The sequence below is a fragment of the Actinopolymorpha rutila genome, assembly GCF_013407855.1.
GTDB lineage: Bacteria > Actinomycetota > Actinomycetes > Propionibacteriales > Actinopolymorphaceae > Actinopolymorpha > Actinopolymorpha rutila.
In genome coordinates, this window is record NZ_JACBZH010000001.1 from 1169997 (window position 1) to 1185522 (window position 15526).

13 protein-coding genes and 1 pseudogene are annotated in these 15526 nt (G+C 71.8%); 6 read left to right on the forward strand and 8 right to left on the reverse strand.

Annotation, left to right across the window (positions count from 1 at the left end; genetic code table 11):
- Nucleotides 1-13: 13 nt before the first annotated feature.
- Complete coding sequence (locus F4554_RS33475) at nt 14-1117, reverse strand: DMT family transporter (RefSeq protein ID WP_337795883.1); 1104 nt, start codon at nt 1115-1117, stop codon at nt 14-16.
- A 78-nt stretch (nt 1118-1195) separates the two neighbouring features.
- Nucleotides 1196-1831: a YesL family protein gene (locus tag F4554_RS05175; protein WP_179786312.1), complete on the reverse strand. Its 636-nt coding sequence runs from the start codon at nt 1829-1831 to the stop codon at nt 1196-1198.
- Nucleotides 1832-2159: 328 nt separating this feature from the next.
- Between F4554_RS05175 and F4554_RS05180 the strand changes: the two genes are divergently transcribed.
- Nucleotides 2160-3854: a hypothetical protein gene (locus tag F4554_RS05180; RefSeq protein WP_179786313.1), complete on the forward strand. Its 1695-nt coding sequence runs from the start codon at nt 2160-2162 to the stop codon at nt 3852-3854.
- A 34-nt stretch (nt 3855-3888) separates the two neighbouring features.
- Here the strand turns inward: F4554_RS05180 and serC are convergent, their stop codons facing one another.
- Both serC and F4554_RS05190 read right to left on the reverse strand, forming a co-directional pair.
- A complete protein-coding gene (serC, locus tag F4554_RS05185) occupies nt 3889-5034 on the reverse strand; it encodes a phosphoserine transaminase (protein ID WP_179786314.1) in 1146 nt (381 codons plus the stop codon).
- Between the two features lie 128 nt (nt 5035-5162).
- Complete coding sequence (locus tag F4554_RS05190; RefSeq protein ID WP_179786315.1) at nt 5163-5807, reverse strand: class I SAM-dependent methyltransferase; 645 nt, start codon at nt 5805-5807, stop codon at nt 5163-5165.
- Between the two features lie 46 nt (nt 5808-5853).
- On the opposite strand from F4554_RS05190, the gene pdxH reads away from it, so the two are divergent.
- The gene (pdxH, locus tag F4554_RS33480; RefSeq protein WP_179786316.1) at nt 5854-6963 is read left to right on the forward strand and encodes a pyridoxamine 5'-phosphate oxidase; all 1110 of its coding nucleotides are present in this window, start codon (nt 5854-5856) and stop codon (nt 6961-6963) included.
- A gap of 339 nt (nt 6964-7302) precedes the next feature.
- On the opposite strand, the gene F4554_RS05200 is transcribed toward pdxH, so the two are convergent.
- Both F4554_RS05200 and F4554_RS05205 read right to left on the reverse strand, forming a co-directional pair.
- On the reverse strand, nt 7303-8148 hold the full coding sequence (locus F4554_RS05200; protein ID WP_179786317.1) for a metallophosphoesterase family protein: 846 nt from the start codon (nt 8146-8148) through the stop codon (nt 7303-7305).
- 65 nt (nt 8149-8213) lie between these two features.
- Nucleotides 8214-9002 (reverse strand): DeoR/GlpR family DNA-binding transcription regulator, encoded by a 789-nt coding sequence (locus tag F4554_RS05205; protein ID WP_179786318.1) that lies wholly within the window; start codon nt 9000-9002, stop codon nt 8214-8216.
- A gap of 272 nt (nt 9003-9274) precedes the next feature.
- Between F4554_RS05205 and F4554_RS05210 the strand changes: the two genes are divergently transcribed.
- The 4 genes from F4554_RS05210 (at nt 9275) to F4554_RS05225 (ending at nt 13278) form a co-directional block, all read left to right on the forward strand.
- Complete coding sequence (locus tag F4554_RS05210) at nt 9275-10180, forward strand: SIS domain-containing protein (RefSeq protein ID WP_179786319.1); 906 nt, start codon at nt 9275-9277, stop codon at nt 10178-10180.
- Nucleotides 10177-11175: an ROK family protein gene (locus F4554_RS05215; RefSeq protein WP_337795884.1), complete on the forward strand. Its 999-nt coding sequence runs from the start codon at nt 10177-10179 to the stop codon at nt 11173-11175. The genes F4554_RS05210 and F4554_RS05215 overlap by 4 nt, the downstream gene beginning before the upstream one ends.
- Before the next feature lie 89 nt (nt 11176-11264).
- Nucleotides 11265-12425 carry an N-acetylglucosamine-6-phosphate deacetylase gene (gene nagA / locus F4554_RS05220; protein WP_337795885.1) on the forward strand — a complete coding sequence of 387 codons (1161 nt, stop codon included), beginning with the start codon at nt 11265-11267 and terminating at the stop codon, nt 12423-12425.
- A 16-nt stretch (nt 12426-12441) separates the two neighbouring features.
- Complete coding sequence (locus F4554_RS05225) at nt 12442-13278, forward strand: class II fructose-bisphosphate aldolase (protein ID WP_179786321.1); 837 nt, start codon at nt 12442-12444, stop codon at nt 13276-13278.
- A 90-nt stretch (nt 13279-13368) separates the two neighbouring features.
- Here the strand turns inward: F4554_RS05225 and F4554_RS05230 are convergent, their stop codons facing one another.
- Nucleotides 13369-13695: an HNH endonuclease gene (locus tag F4554_RS05230; RefSeq protein WP_179785435.1), complete on the reverse strand. Its 327-nt coding sequence runs from the start codon at nt 13693-13695 to the stop codon at nt 13369-13371.
- Between the two features lie 790 nt (nt 13696-14485).
- Nucleotides 14486-15286: pseudogene (locus tag F4554_RS33955) on the reverse strand (DUF222 domain-containing protein); the annotation flags it as partial.
- Nucleotides 15287-15526: the final 240 nt, after the last annotated feature.

The following is a 15526-nucleotide window of genomic DNA, read 5'->3' on the forward strand; positions in this document are numbered from 1 at the left end:
GTCGCGGCGCGGGTCAGCTGCTGGTCGCGGGGGTGCGCCTGCGAGCCGGCACGGCGGCGATGCCCACCGCCACCAGGGTGAGCAGGGTCCCGGTGATGGTGGTGACGGTCAGGTGCGCCGAGCTCGTGGGCAACGCCGCGTCCAGAACCAGCGCGCCGACGAGCTGTCCGGCCACCGAGGTCAGGCCGAGCAGGAGTACGCCGGTGATCTTCACGACGTACGCCGCCAGGCTGATGAACACGATCCCGAACAACCCGCCGACGTACAGCACCGGGTTGGTGGGCCACGCGGTCGGCATCCCGCGCAACCCGACGTCCACCGCGGCGGCGACCAGCAGTGCGGCCGTACCGACACCGAAGTTGGTCAGCGCGGCCACCAGCGCGGCGTGCAGGCCGTTGCCGTTGGTGCCCGTGGGCTTCGAGCCGGACAGTTGCGAGCCGGAGGGCGGACCGGCGGCGGCCCGCGCCACCCGGCCGTTCACCGCCTGCTGCCACGCGGTGCCCACCCCGGCCAGCGCGGGCAGGATCGCCAGCGCCGCGGTCGACGGCGTACCCAACTGGTGGGCGACGGTGAGTACGACCGCGCCGAGCGCCAGCATCGCGCCGACCATCCGTCGCGTCGTCACCGGCTGACGGCCCCCCGGACCCAGCCCGAGCCGGTCGACGACCAGGCTGCTGCCGGCCTGCCCGGCGACCACCGCCACGGTGAACACGGCCACGCCGACCAGGCCGACGGTCGCGGACTGGGTGACCACGAGGTACGCGCCGCAGACGCCGCCGAGCACCTGCCACGGCCGCAACGCCCATTGGGACTCGGGCGCGGTGGCACGGCCATCCCGCGCCTCCCGCCCGGCGCGCACGGCGGCCACCACCGAGCGCAGCCCGGACCGCATGCCCGGGACCAGCGCGGCGATGATCACCAGTACGACGAGTCCGGAACCGAACGACCAGGTGGCGGCCACGATCCCGTCATGGAGTTCCGAGCCGAGCTGGCCGTTCACCCGCGACTGGCAGGCGAGGAGGACACCGATCGCGAACGTGATCGCGATGCCCGCGGCGAGCTGGGCCGGCGGGGTGTGCTGATCGGTCCCGGTGGGGGAATTGCGCGTCTGGGTCACACCCCATCCTCTGTCGACCGGCCGCCGACCGGGCACGCCGCCCCCGCGCCTAGCCCGGTTGTGACCAGCCGGCCGTGACTAGCCTGCCGCGACCGGTCCGGTGCGTTCGGACCCGCGGGCGACCGCGTCCTGACGAGCCGCGAAGCGGCGGAACACCCGCCGGACCAGGCGGCTGATCACCCAGGTGAAGAAACCCGCGATCGCCGGCACCACCGCGGGCACGGTGATCACCAGCAACGCCGCCAGCAGCAACAGGAACAGGCTGAGCAGCGTCGTCAACGGATGCGCCGCCGCGAACAACGCGCTGTTGCGCAGCACCCGCCTCCATGGCGCGGGATAGGTGATCATCACCGGGAACAGGAAGACCAGGGTGCCGCCGACGGCGAGGATCCCGACGATCGCGGCGACCATGACCACGGCCCGCAGCGGCGCGTCGGTGGCCCGCAGGCCGTACAGCAGGTCGATCGTCAGCAACGCCCCGGCGACGGCGGCTCCGAACCCCAGGCCCAGGCTCTGCCGCAGATGACTCCGGAAGCCGCCCCAGAACGTCGACCACACCGCCGGCGGCCCGTCCTCGCCCCACTCCATCATCACCGCGGCGAGACCGGCCGTGCCCGGACCGAGGGTCACCAACGGAACGGCGGTGAGCACCCACAGCAACCCCGCGACCACCATGGTGAACAGGGCCTCGAGGGGTCTGGTGAGGATCTGCATCCGATCGTTCCTCCGGCGGGCTTGATGAGCGATCACCAACCCTACGGCCCGATCACCGACCGCGGACAGGTCGGCGGGCGGTGAATACCGGACGCGGCTTCCGTGGCGTCCCCATGGGTCCGGATCACGGGCCGGGGGAGATGGTCGACAATGGCGCGATGCCGGGCCGGGTGCATGCGCTCCGGGCCCGCCCCCGAACCCTTCGTGAAAGGCAGACGGTAGTGCGCACCGACGGTCTGACCGCCACGTTCCGAAGACTTGTGGGCCACCAGGTTGATGTGATGGAGTTCGTCGCTTCCGAGCACGACCTGCTGGAGGTACGACGGACGTGAGGGCGCATCCCGCACTCGACGGTCACCGGCCGGACCGACTCCGCCAGGCGGGCCGGCCGGTGCCCCGCCGCCTCGCCGCGGCGTTCGCTGCGCTGCTGCTCGGCGCGGTGGTGGTTCCGGCGCACGCGACCCCGTCGTACGCCGCCCCGGCGGATCCGGCCAAGGAACGCAGGCTGTTCAGCATCGGCGACTCCCGGATCACCGAGTCCAGCGGCCTCGCGGCGAGCGCGGTGCACCGCGGCTACTTCTACACCCACAACGACTCCGGCGACGCCCCTCGGGTCTTCCTGCTCGACCCGCGCGGGCAGGTGGCCGGCACGATCTCGCTCCGGACCGCGGAGAACGTCGACTGGGAGGCCATCGCGCCCGGCCCGGACCGGCGCATCTGGGTGGGGGACATCGGGGACAACACGCGCGTTCGTGACCGGATCACGGTCTACCGCTTCCGCGAGCCGGACTCGCCGGTCGACCAGCCGGTGGAGTGGAGCCGCTTCCGGTTCAGGTACCCCGACGGCGCGCACGACGCGGAGGCGCTGCTGGTCGACCCGCGTACCGCCCGGGTCTACGTCGTGACCAAGGACGCCAACGGCGGCGCGATCTACGCGGCACCGTCCACCCTCGTCGCCGGGACCACCGCCAACCTCACCAAGGTCGCCGACGCTCCACCGATGGTCACCGACGGTGCGTTCCTTCCGGACGGCTCGGCGATCGTGCTGCGGACGTACGCCGACGTGCGCGTGCTGCGCTGGCCCGGCGGCAAGCCCGAACGCACGATCTCGCTGAGCCGGCCGCAGCGGCAGGGCGAGTCCCTCGCCGTCGGCGCCGACGGGAAGCAGTTGTTCCTGGGCAGCGAGGGCGCCAACTCGGCGGTGTACGAGATGCCGTTCGCCGCGGCCGCGCCCGTTCCCTCGCGCCGAGGTCAGAACGCGACCCCGTCGCCCAGTCCGACCCCGACCGCGCAGGCGCCCACGTCCACCGGCAGTGACGGCTCCCTGCTGAGCGGTCTGCCGCGCTGGATCCTGCTCCTGGTGATCGCGGCCGCGCTGCTGTCCGGGCTCGCGGCGTACCCCGCCTCGCGCCGGCGACGGCGACCGGCTCCGGACCGAGGGTCGCGCCGCCCGCCGGTACCGGCCAGCCTGCCGACGGCCGATCCGGGTTCGGAGCCGCGGACGCAGGCGTACGCCCGCCCGCCCGGGTCGGTACAGGCGGCGGGATACGGCGACGTGGGCCGGGGACCGATCTGGCCGGCGGAGCCGCCCGAGGACCAGAGCAGGCGGCGACGTGCCGACGGGCCGGACCCGTGGTCAGCTGAGCATCCGGACCCGCGGTCAGCTCAGCATTCGGCCCAGCAGTCGGCCCAGTACGCAGGGCAGGACGACACTCCGCTTCCGTGGGAGGACGAGGACTGGCGGCGAGAGCGCGGGAACGACGTACCGCCACCCCGCCCGGCCGACCGGCCGCGGTCCTCCGGGCCGCCGCGCTCGTCTGGCCCGCCTGGTTCGCCCCACCCGTCGGGATCGGGCGGTTCGGCCGGTCGACGTGCCCGGCCACCCGCGGCCCGGCCGCCCGCCGAGAACGACTGGCCCGACGAGCCGGCCGCAAGCCCGCCGCAGAGGGGGGACGAACCCGGTCGGGGGCGGCGTCGCCGACCGCTGTACCGCGACGAGGACCGCGACTCCGAAGGGCCGTGATCCCGACGGGCCAGTGCCCGACAAGCCGCGCCGCTCAGCCGGCGCGGAGTTGCTCCACCACGTAGTCGACGCAGCCGGTCAGCGCCTCCACGTCGGAGGGCTCGACCGCCGGGAACATCGCCACCCGCAGCTGGTTGCGGCCGAGTTTGCGGTAGGGCTCGACGTCCACGACACCGTTGGCCCGGAGCACCTTCGCCACCGCCGAGGCGTCCACCGCGTCGTCGAAGTCGATGGTGCCGACGACCAGCGACCGGGCGTTCGGGTCGACCACGAACGGTGTGGCGTACTCCGACTTCTCCGCCCAGGTGTAGAGCCGGCTCGAGGAGTCGGTCGTACGGTCGACCGCACCGGCCAGCCCGCCGAGGCCCAGCAGCCAGTCCAGCTGCTCCGCGAGCAGCACGAGTGTGGCGATGGCGGGGGTGTTGTACGTCTGGTCCTTGCGCGAGTTGTCGATCGCGGTCGGCAGGTCGAGGAACGTCGGGACGTACCGGCCGGTCGCGGCGATCTCGTCCACCCGGGCCAGCGCTCGCGGCGACATCACCGCGAGCCACAGCCCGCCGTCGGAGGCGAAGCACTTCTGCGGCGCGAAGTAGTAGACGTCGGCCTCGTTGATGTCGACCGGTAGGCCGCCCGCGCCGGAGGTGGCGTCGACGAGGACCAGCGCGTCGTCGTCGGCGCCGGGCACGCGGCGCACCGGTGCCATCACCCCGGTGGAGGTCTCGTTGTGCGGCCAGGCGTACGCGTCGATCCCGGCCTCGGCCGTGGGGGAGGCGAGCGTGCCCGGCTCCGCACGGACGACCGTGGGCTTGCCCAGGAACGGCGCCCCGTCGGTCACCGACGCGAACTTCGCGGAGAACTCACCGAACGACAGGTGCTGCGCCCGGTCGCGGACGAGGTTGTGTGCCGCGATGTCCCAGAACGCCGTGCTGCCGCCGTTGCCCAGTACGACCTCGTAGCCGTCGGGAAGCTCGAACAGCGCGGCGATGCCCTCGCGTACCCGCCGGACGAGCTTGCGGACCGGCGCTTGCCGGTGGGACGTGCCGAGCAACGAGGCGGCCGGACCGGCGAGGGTGGCCAGCGCCTCGGGGCGGACCTTCGACGGGCCGGAGCCGAACCGGCCGTCGCCGGGCAGCCGGTCGGACGGGATGGTGATGCGTGCGGGATCGAGGGCGTCAGCCACGGTGCCACCTCTGCGGACGGGCGGGGAGCGGGACAAACGGGTCACCCAGACGTCTGTGTCCGGCTCCCGCCATTGTGTCAGCCGGGCGGTCGCGGCCGGCGGCGCCCGGCCATGGCTGGTTGGTACGGCTAGCCGGGCTCCGACGGGGCGCGGTGGGCCAGCCACGCCACCAGGCGGTCGCCCCGGTGCAGCTCGGCTGCCCCGAACGCCGTCCGCATGCTCGCCAGGATCCGGTCGAGTACGTCGTCGGGCAGCAGGATCCGGCGGGCGACGAACCTCGGCCGGCTGCCACCGTGCCAGGCGACCACGGCCCGGCCGCCAGGCCGCAGTACCCGTCGCAGCTCCCGCATCCCGGCGTCCAGGTCGGACCACATCGGCACGTTGTTCACCGAGACGACCGCGTCGAGGGTGCCGTCGGGCATGCCGGTGTGTTCGGCCGTACCTACCCGCAGATCGGCCAGGCCGGCGTCGACAGCGGCGGCGTTGCGACGACGCGCCTGGGCAGCCATCTGCGGCGAGGGGTCGACACCGGTGAGGCGGGCGCCCGCGGCCAGGGTCCGCTCCACCAGAACCCCGGGCCCGAACCCGACCTCCAGGACGTGCTCGCCGGGGCGGGCGGCGAGCAGGGTGCTCGCCTCGCTCTGCTCGTCGCCGTTCAGCCGGCCCATCAGCCAGCCCTGCAGCGACCCGATGCGGCCGGTGGGCAACGCGAATCCGGTCAGCGGCTTGTCCAGCAGCCAGGAACGCGGCGCCCCACGAGTGTGCTCGCTCATGGTGTCCACCGTTGCACTTCAAGCGCGCTTGAAGTCAATATCGGACATGGACACACCCCGGCTTCCGGTTCCGATCGGCGAGGCGGCCCGCCGGTGCGGTGTCGCCACGTCGACCTTGCGGTACTACGAGGAACGCGCGCTGGTCTCCCCGTCCCGCCGGTCCGGCGGGCGCCGGTGGTACGGCCAGGAGGACCTCCGCCGGATCGTGGTCGTCCAACTCGCGCAGCGACTGGCCGAGTCCCTGGACGCGTGGATCGCGCGTGGCGTCCCTGGGTCGGTTCCCGGCAGCGGACTAGCCTCGGGACTCATGGACGCACACGACGAAACGGGTGGAACGCGCCGCGGTCCGCGGTCCGCCGGTGATGAGCCGCCGTTCCGGCCCGAGCCGCCCCTGGGCGCGGAGCCGCCGTTCGGTTCGGAGCCGCCGTTCGGTAGCGAACCGGCCTCGTTCGAAGGTGCAGCGCACCGGAGTGCACAGTCACCGCAGCTGCCGTCGGCTGCCCGGCTGGCCGAGCTGCGTCGTCGTTACGGACGCGCTGAACTCGTGGAGAGCGAGATCCCCGGCGATCCGCTCGTGCTGTTCCACACCTGGTTGGCCGACGCGCTGGCCGAGGGGGTGCCCGAGCCGAACGCGATGGTGGTCGCCACCGTCGGCGTGGACGGCCTCCCGTCGGCGCGGACCGTACTCCTCAAGGGCCTCGACGAGCGCGGCTTCGTCTTCTACACCAACTACGGCTCGGCCAAGGCCGCCGACCTGGACGCCCACCCGAACGCCGCGCTGGTCTTTCCCTGGCACGCGATGGAACGCCAGGTCCGGGTTACCGGCTCGGCCGGTCGGGTGACCCGGGAGGAGTCGGCCGCGTACTTCGCCAGCCGGCCGCTGGAGAGCAGGCTGGGCGCGTGGGCGAGCCCGCAGTCCCAGGTGGTCGCCGACCGGGAGAGCCTGGACCGGGCGTACGCCGAGACGGCCGAGCGGTTCGCCGTCACCGAGGACGTGCCGATTCCGGACTTCTGGGGCGGATATCGCGTACGCCCCGAGGTGGTGGAGTTCTGGCAGGGCCGGCATGGCCGGATGCACGACCGGATTCGGTATCGGCGTACGGAAGGTACGGAACGTACGGGAGAGCGATGGATCGTGGAGCGGCTGGCGCCCTGAGCGCCTGACGCGGCCCGAATGATTCCGGGCATGGGACGACCCGCGGGCTTTTTGTGCTGGAGGGACTGGTTCCAGCGCCCGCGGGTCGGGTGGCTGCCCTGAAATTCGCCGACCGCCATCCGGTGCACACACACGCGTTGGCGCGGGCACCCTCAGGACGAGCCGGTGATCGGCAGTCAGTCCTTACTAAGGGGACAGCGGCTAGCGGACAGCCACCTCACGAGTCCCAAAGCTATGCATGCGTTGGACCACCTCCTTCCTCGTGTACGCCCGACCGTACGCGGTGCCGGCGCAACAGACAACAAGGTTTCCCCCCAGACGTCACCAGATGAGACGGCTTCACCAGGCAAGGCGGCCGGAGCGTTCGGCGCCGGTGCCGAGGGAGAACTCCCCGGAAAGGTTGGGGTCCATGGTGTGCCAGAACCCCAGCGGCCCCGCACCCAGCGCCGTGGCGTAGGTGAGTCCGGCCGGGTCCACGTCGTAGACGCGGTAGGTGCTCGCGCCCTGGCCGAGCGAGCCCGCGGTCACCTGGGTGCAGTGCGGCGCGAGCTGTCGTACGGACGTGACGTGCACGTGGCCGCACGCGTACAGGCGGACGTTCTGGTGCCGGCGGACCAGGTCGAGCAGCGCCGCGCCGGTGTGCGGCACGAACGCCTCCGACCCGAACTCCTCGTGTGGCTTGGGGTCCCGGGTCGGTACGAGCGGGTAGTGGCCGACCAGGATCACCGGCCGGGTGTCGGCGGCGAGCGTCTCCGCCAGCCGGGGGAGTACGCCGTCGGGGTCGTCCTCGCGCACCCCGACGCCGACGACCCGCAGCTCGCCCAGGTCGCGTACCTCCAGCGGGTCGGTGCGGAAGGTGCGGCCGTACCCAGTCTGTGCGTACGGCACGTCCTCGTACGCCTCCTGCACGGGACTGCGCTCGCCGCGGTCCGGGCTCGGCCCGAGATCGTGGTTGCCGGGCACGGTGAGGTACGGGACGTCCAGGGAGTCCAGCCATTCCCGGGCGAGGGCGAGGTGCTCTGGCCGGGAGCTGCCGTAGGTGGTCAGGTCGCCGGAGACGATCATCAGCTCGGCGCCGACGCGCCGCAGCGGGTCCCGGTCGCGGTCGAGGGAGGCCATCAGCCCGGGCAGGCGTTCTTCCGGCGCGGGCTCGACGTGCAGGTCGGAGATGTGCAGGATGCGCATGGCCCGACTTTCCCAGACCTCACGCGGACCGCTCACCGCCGGTCTCGGACCCCGTCTGGCCAGTCTCAGACGCGCATCACCTGGACGCCGGACTCCTCGAACTTCGCCACCGCGTCGTCGCCCACGCCGACGTCGGTGATCAGCATGTCGATCTCGTCCGGGCGCCGGATCCGGGCGAACGCCTGACCGCCGATCTTGGAGCTGTCGGCGACCACGACCACCCGCCGGGCGCGCGAGGCCATCAGCTTGTTGATGTCCGCCTCGCCCTCGTGGTGTGCGCTCGCGCCGTACAGCGGGTCGACCGCGTCCGCGCCGAGGATGGCGAGGTCGAGGCTCACGCCCTCCAGGATGTGGGTGGCCAGCGGGCCGGCGAGTTCGTACGACTGTGGCCGGGCGACGCCGCCGGTGACGACGATCTTGACGTGCGGGCGGACGGTGAGCTCGTTGGCGATGTTGACGGCGTTGGTGACGATGGTGATCGCCCGGCGTCCCTCGTTCGGTGACCGCAGGTCGGTGCGGGTGGCGATGGCGCGGGCCACCTCGGTGGCGGTGGTGCCGCCGTTGATGCCGATCACCATGCCTACCGCCACGAGGTCGGCCGCGGCCTGCCCGATCCGCTGCTTCTCGGTGGCCTGGCGGGCGGTTTTGTAGCGCAGAGGGAGGTCGTAGGCGACGCTGTGCGCGACCGCTCCGCCCCGGGTACGGGTGAGGAACTGCTGCTGGGCGAGGTGGTCGAGGTCGCGCCGGATGGTGGCGGTGGAGACGCCGAGTTCGTCGGCAAGGGTCTCGACGTCGATCCGGCCGCGTTCGGCGACGAGCTCGAGAATCGCGTTGAGCCGCTCGTAGCGGTTCATGGGCATCGCCTCTGTTCGGGACCGGCTCTTCGGTGGCTGCTTCGGGGCTGTTCGAAGCTGCGCGTGTGGTAGGAGAACCGATCATAGAGTGCCCGGAGGTTGCAAGGCTGGTGCTTGAACGCACATCCGGGAACAATCGCCCCGAGCAGGACCCGCAGGACTCCCGCGTCGGTGATCTTGCACGGGAGTGCTCATTTATGGCTGAAAGCATGCACAAATGGGCGTTCCATGCCCTATGCTGCGGGCAGCCGATTTCGCGGAAGGGACCAGGCATGGAATTCGTGACCGAGGAGATCGCCAGCCAACCCGGGTGCTGGCGGCGTGCCGTCGCGCTCGCCGAGTCCGCCGCGGCGGTGCTGCCCCGCCCGGGCGAGCGGGTCGCCGTGCTCGGCTGCGGCACGTCGTGGTTCATGGCCCAGGCGTACGCCAGCCTGCGGGAAGGCTCGGGCCAGGGTGAGACCGACGCGTTCACCGCCACCGAGCTGCCCGCCGACCGGCGCTACGACCGGGTGGTCACGATCACGCGTTCGGGCACCACGACCGAGGTGCTCGCCGCACTGACCCGGCTGCACGGCCGGGTGCCCACGGTCTCCCTGACCGCGGACCCGAACACCCCGGTGATGGAGCGCTCCGACGAGACCGTCGTCCTCGACTTCGCCGACGAGCGGTCGGTCGTCCAGACCCGGTTCGCCACCTCCGTACTCGCCCTCCTGCGCACCCACCTCGGCGCCGACCTCACCGGCGCGATCGCCGACGCCGAGACCACGGTGACCGAGCCGCTCCCGGTCGGCGCGACCGAACGCCGGCAGTTCACCTACCTTGGCACCGGCTGGACGATCGGGCTGGCCAACGAGGCCGCCCTGAAGATGCGCGAGGCATCCTTGTCGTGGACCGAGGCCTACCCCGCGATGGAGTACCGCCACGGTCCGATGAGCATCACCGACGGCTCGTCGGTGGTGTGGTTCCTCGGCACGCCGCCCAACGGTCTGCTGGACGAGGTGGAGAAGTTCGGCGCGCTGGTGGTCTGCGAGCCGGCGCGTGACCCGATGGCGGAGCTGATCCGGATCCAGCGACTGGCCGTGGAGATCGGTGCGGGCAAGGGACTCGACCCCGACCGCCCGCGCAACCTCACCAGGTCGGTCGTCCTGGACACCGCGAGCGACTCGGGCAAGGCGTGACCGACTCCGCTCCGCGTACCGGCCCGGCCGTGCGCGGCTGCGTCGCGGCGCTCGACGTCGGCGGCACCTCCATGAAGGGTGCCCTGGTCGACGCCGATCGCCGGGTACGCGCGCGGATGAGCTTCCCCACCCCCGTCGCCGACGGGCCGGACGCCGTGGTCGACCAGATCGGCACCGCGCTGGAGGCGCTGGCCGCGCGGGCACCCGAGACCGGACTGGACGCGCCGGTGGCAGCCGGCCTGGTCGTGCCCGGCATCGTGGACGAGGCCCGCGGGGTTGCCGTCGTGGCGGCAAACATCGGCTGGCAGGACGCACCCCTCGTGGCCACGCTGCAGGACCGGCTCGGCATCCCCGTCGCGCTCGGCCATGACGTACGCGGCGGCGGGCTGGCCGAGGGTGTTCTCGGCGCCGGTGCCGGCGCGCAGGACGTACTGTTCGTCGCCCTGGGCACCGGGATCGCCGCCAGCTGCATCGTGGACGGCCGGCCGCTGGTGGCCGGAGGCTATGCCGGCGAGGTCGGGCACGTCGTCGTCGAACCCGACGGCGAGCCGTGCGGCTGCGGCGGCCGAGGGTGCCTGGAGCGCGTCGCGTCGGCAGCCGCCGTGGCTCGCCGCTACACCGCCCGCACCGGTACGCCGGTGTCCGGAGCGGCCGACGTCGCTCTTCGGGTCCGCGACGGCGACCCCGACGCCCTGGCTGTCTGGGACGAGGCCGTCGCCGCGCTGGTGACGGTCCTGCACACGGCCGTCACCCTGCTCGGGCCGGAGGTCGTCATCATCGGCGGCGGCCTGGCCGAGGCCGAGGACCTCCTGCTCGACCCGCTGCGGCGCGGACTGGAGGAGCGGCTGACGTTCCAGCGGCGGCCGAGGCTGGTCCGGGCCGCGCTGGGTGATCAGGCAGGATGTCTGGGTGCGGCCCTGCTGGCCGAACGCACCACGCCGGCCACGCTGAGCCCGCCCGCCACGCCGACCCTGCCGACCATGCCGGCCGGCTGAGCCGGACCAACCAACCTGACTCCACCAACCTGACTCCACCAACCGACCCGACTCCAACCCGACTCCACCCTGACGCGACGGAGGAGCCCGTGACGCTGCTGGCCAACGCCAAGGTCGTGACACCGGAGGAGGTGCACGAGCCCGGCTGGGTGGAGGTGGACGGCGAGCGGATCGTCGCCGTCGGTACCGGAACACCGGACCGGCCCGTCGACGTGGACCTGTCCGGCCGGACCGTCGTACCCGGTTTCGTCGACACCCACGTGCACGGTGGCGGAGGCGGGTCGTACCTCCGGGCCGACCCGGAGGTGACCGCCCGGGTGGCGGCGTTCCACCGGGCGCACGGCACGACCACGACGTTCGCCAGCCTGATCTCCACGACCGCGCAGGAGCTGGAACGCCAGGTCGCCGCGCTGTCCGACCTCGTGCTCGACGGCGTGGTCGCCGGCATGCACCTGGAGGGCCCGTGGATCAGCGAGATCCGCCGCGGTGCGCACGACCCGGCGTACCTTCGGCCGGCCGATCCCGCCGAACTCGACCGGTTGCTCCGCCTGGGCAGGGGCACGGTGTCGATGGTGACCTTGGCACCGGAGCTGCCGGGCGGGCTCGACGCCGTACGTCAGGTGTCCGACGCGGGTGTGGTTGTCGCGGTCGGGCACAGCGACGCCGACTACGCCACCGTGATCGCCGCCGTCGACGCCGGAGCGCGGGTTGCCACGCACCTGTTCAACGGCATGCCGCCGCTGCACCACCGGGCACCGGGGCCGGTGGGTGCCCTGCTGGAGGACCCGCGGGTGACGGTGGAGCTGATCGCCGACGGCATGCACGTACACCCCGGCGTGATCGCGGTGGCGGCCCGCTCGGCCGGGCCGGGCCGGGTGTCACTGGTCACCGACGCGATGGACGCCGCCGGGATGCCCGACGGGATCTACGACCTCGGCGGACAGTCCGTGCGCGTCGACCACGGGCTGGTGAAGTTGGTCCACGGCGACTCGATTGCGGGCAGCACTCTGACCATGGACGCGGCGTTCCGGCTGGCGGTCCGCGAGGCCGGCTTCGACCTGCGCGACGCGGCGCGGATGGCGGCCACCACACCGGCAGCGACGTTCGGTCTGGCCGACGTGGGTGCTCTGGCGCCGGGACTGTTCGCCGACCTGGTGGTCCTGGACGACGACCTACGGACGGCCGCGGTGATGCGGCGCGGCAGCTGGGTGTCGCGCGAGCCGGCCTCCGACGAGCTGTTTTCCCACTGACGAAGGAGAATCTGCGATGCCGCTGGTGTCGACCGGACAGATCGTAGGCGACGCGGCGCGCGCCGGCCGCGGTGTCGGCGCGTTCAACGTGATCCAGCTCGAGCACGCGCAAGCGCTGGTTGACGGTGCCGAACGTGCGGGCGCGCCGGTGATCCTGCAGATCAGCGAGAACGCCGTGAAGTATCACCGCGCGCTGGAGCCGATCGGGCTGGCCACGCTCGCGGTCGCACGGACCGCGTCTGTGCCGGTGGCGGTCCACCTCGACCACGCCACCCGGCCCGAACTCGTGCGCGAGGCAGTCGCGCTCGGCTTCGGTTCGGTGATGTACGACGCGTCGGTCCTGCCGTACGACGAGAACGTCGAGGCCACAAGGAATGTGGTCGAACACTGCCACGCGGCCGGGGTGTTCGTGGAGGCCGAGCTCGGCGAGGTCGGCGGTAAGGACGGCGTGCACGCGCCAGGTGCGCGGACCGACCCGAACCAGGCCGCTGCTTTCGTGGAGTCCACCGGGATCGACGCGCTCGCCATCGCGGTGGGCACCTCGCACGCGATGCTGGAGAAGACCGCGTCGCTCGACCTCGACCTGATCGCCGCCAACCGCAAGGCGGTCCCGGTGCCGCTGGTGCTGCACGGCTCGTCCGGGGTGCCCGACGCCGACCTGACCCGGGCGGTGGAGGCTGGGATGACGAAGGTCAACATCGCCACCTCGCTGAACCAGGCGTTCACCGGTGCGGTGCGCGACTATCTCGCGGCAAATCCGAAGGTTGTGGACACCCGCAAGTACCTCGCGCCGGGACGCGACGCGGTGGCAGCCGAGGTCGCCCGCCTGCTGGGTGTTCTTCGCGCAGCCTGAGCCGATCCGTCAGTCGGGCGGGCCCGCCGGGCGGTCCCGCGCCCGATGCCCGAGGTCGGTGTCGGTGCCGATGTTGCGTGAGTGTCGGCCTCATGGTCGTTGCACTTTCTGGTGCGGGTCCACCCACTCCGGTGGGATGTACTCGGGGTGGCCGTGGGCGCCCATCCGCACTGTCCAGCCTTTGTGGTGGACGAACGTGTGATGCGACTTGCACAACAGCACGCCGTTGGCGAGGTCTGTCGGGCCGAAGTCGTCCCAGGCCATCATGTGGTGGGCGACGCAGCGTCGCTCGGGGACCTGGCAGCCAGGGAAGTGACAGTGGCTTCCGTCGCGGATGGCGAGGGCTCGGCGTTGGGGTTCGGTGAAGAACCGGTCGGCCATCCCGACGTCGAGGATCTCCCCGTTGCCGCCGAGCACCACCGGGATGATGTTGGGCGTCGCACGCCATCCTGCGGATCGTGGCCACCGACAGCGGTTCGCCGCGCAGGCCGAGGATCCGGGCCGACCCGCCACCGCCGCTCTTCTGGCAGCCGTCGTGGGGGTCGGTGGCAGCCTCCGGCCCCGCCGCACCCTCCTCGACTTCAGGATCGGCTTCGGTTTCCGGATCGGCTTCGGGTCTTCGGCCGGATCCGGTAGCGGTGTTCGGTTGTGGGAGTTGCCCGGGTTCTCGCGGTTCGGGGATCCGGTCCGTGACCCCGCCCGGATGGTGCGGGTCGGGTGGTCGTTTCTCCTTGACTGATTGAGCGTTCTGGTCAGTCGTCGTGTCGGCGTCAGTCTGGCGAAGGACGTCAGAACGGGCCGGGCCGGTGGGACCACCGGAGTCAGGCATCGCATCCGGGTCGGCGACGTCGCTACCAGTCCGGGCCTCGCGCTTTGTGTCGTTCGCGTCCGCGCTGCGGGCGGACTTCTTGGGCTCGGTGTCCCCGGTGCCATTGCCGCGGGCGGGCTTCGTGGGCTTGGAGTCCTCAGCCTTGGTGCCCGTGGTGCCGCCGGTGTCGCTGGTGCTCGTGTTCTGCTGTCGGGCCTTGCGCTGGGCCTGGCGTTTGGCGTCGGGGGTTTGGCAGGTGCAGGGCATGGGGCGGACGGGGTTGAGGTCGTCGATGGTGCCGAACCCGAGGCCGTTCATCAGCTGCTGCAGTCCGATGAGCACGGTGACGCAGTCTCGGCCGCGTCCGCGGTTGGGGGAGGCTTCCCACTCGGCCATCCTGGCGACCAGTTCGGCGAACGCGTCCCCACGCTTTTGGTCCAGAGGCCGTTCGTCGGGGTCGGGGCGGGTGTCGGAGGCGATGAGTCCTTCGATGATCTTGCGGAGTTGTTCCATCTCCAGCACCGGCAACTTGATCACCACGGTCTCGGAGCCGGGAATGCCGTTGGGCAGGTACTTCAGGGACCGTTTGCGTTCGGCGGCGCGTTCGTCCTTGGCCAGCTGCTCTCCCAGTCGGCGTTCCCACTCCTCCGGCGCGAGCACCTGCAGCAGGTGCCGTCCCAGCACCCGCACGTCGTCGGGGTTCCGCCGCTTCGACTCTTCGATCAGGTAATTCTCCGCCTCGTGGAGTTGGCCGGGGCTGATGTAGGCGGGCAGGTCCTTGATCGCGAACGCGATCACCTGCGCATGCCGAAACGACAACTCCCCACGGGCAAGAGCCCGCGCGGTCAGGGTCACCGTGCGGTCCAGATCCCTGGCCAGCATCACCGCCGCACCGGCGTCCCCGCTCGACATCCGCTGGGTGTTGCGTAGCCACACTCGGGTGGTCGCCGCGCCGGTCGTCTTACCGACGTCGCAGGCTTCGGCTCTGGCCACCATCGCCAGTTTCAGCGCGTCCATCATCGCCTCGTCGACCTGGTACAGGTCGAACAGACGGCCGAGCTTCTCTGGGCGAAGCGAGAGCATCGGCGCGGCCAGGGCGTCGCCGAGGATGGTGCGGACCTGGACCAACGCAGCCTCCAGCCGCTGCTCGGCGTCGGTGTCGCCGTCCCAGCCCGGAAGTTCCTGCGTCTTCGAATGCATGTTCGAAGTCTAGTGGCCACCGCCGACAGGAGATCCGTTGTCCACAAGGCGACCCGATGCACAACCCGATCCGCCACCTGTGGACAAAAACCTGGCGCCGCCCTCGTGGGCTTCGTACGGACGCCCCTGGCGGTCGCCGTAAATCATGGGGGAGTTCAGGCGGGGACTACGCCATGATGGCCCGCATGAACGATCACGGCAGGCCGGTCGCCTGGGTCATCGTGACCGGCCACGAACCAC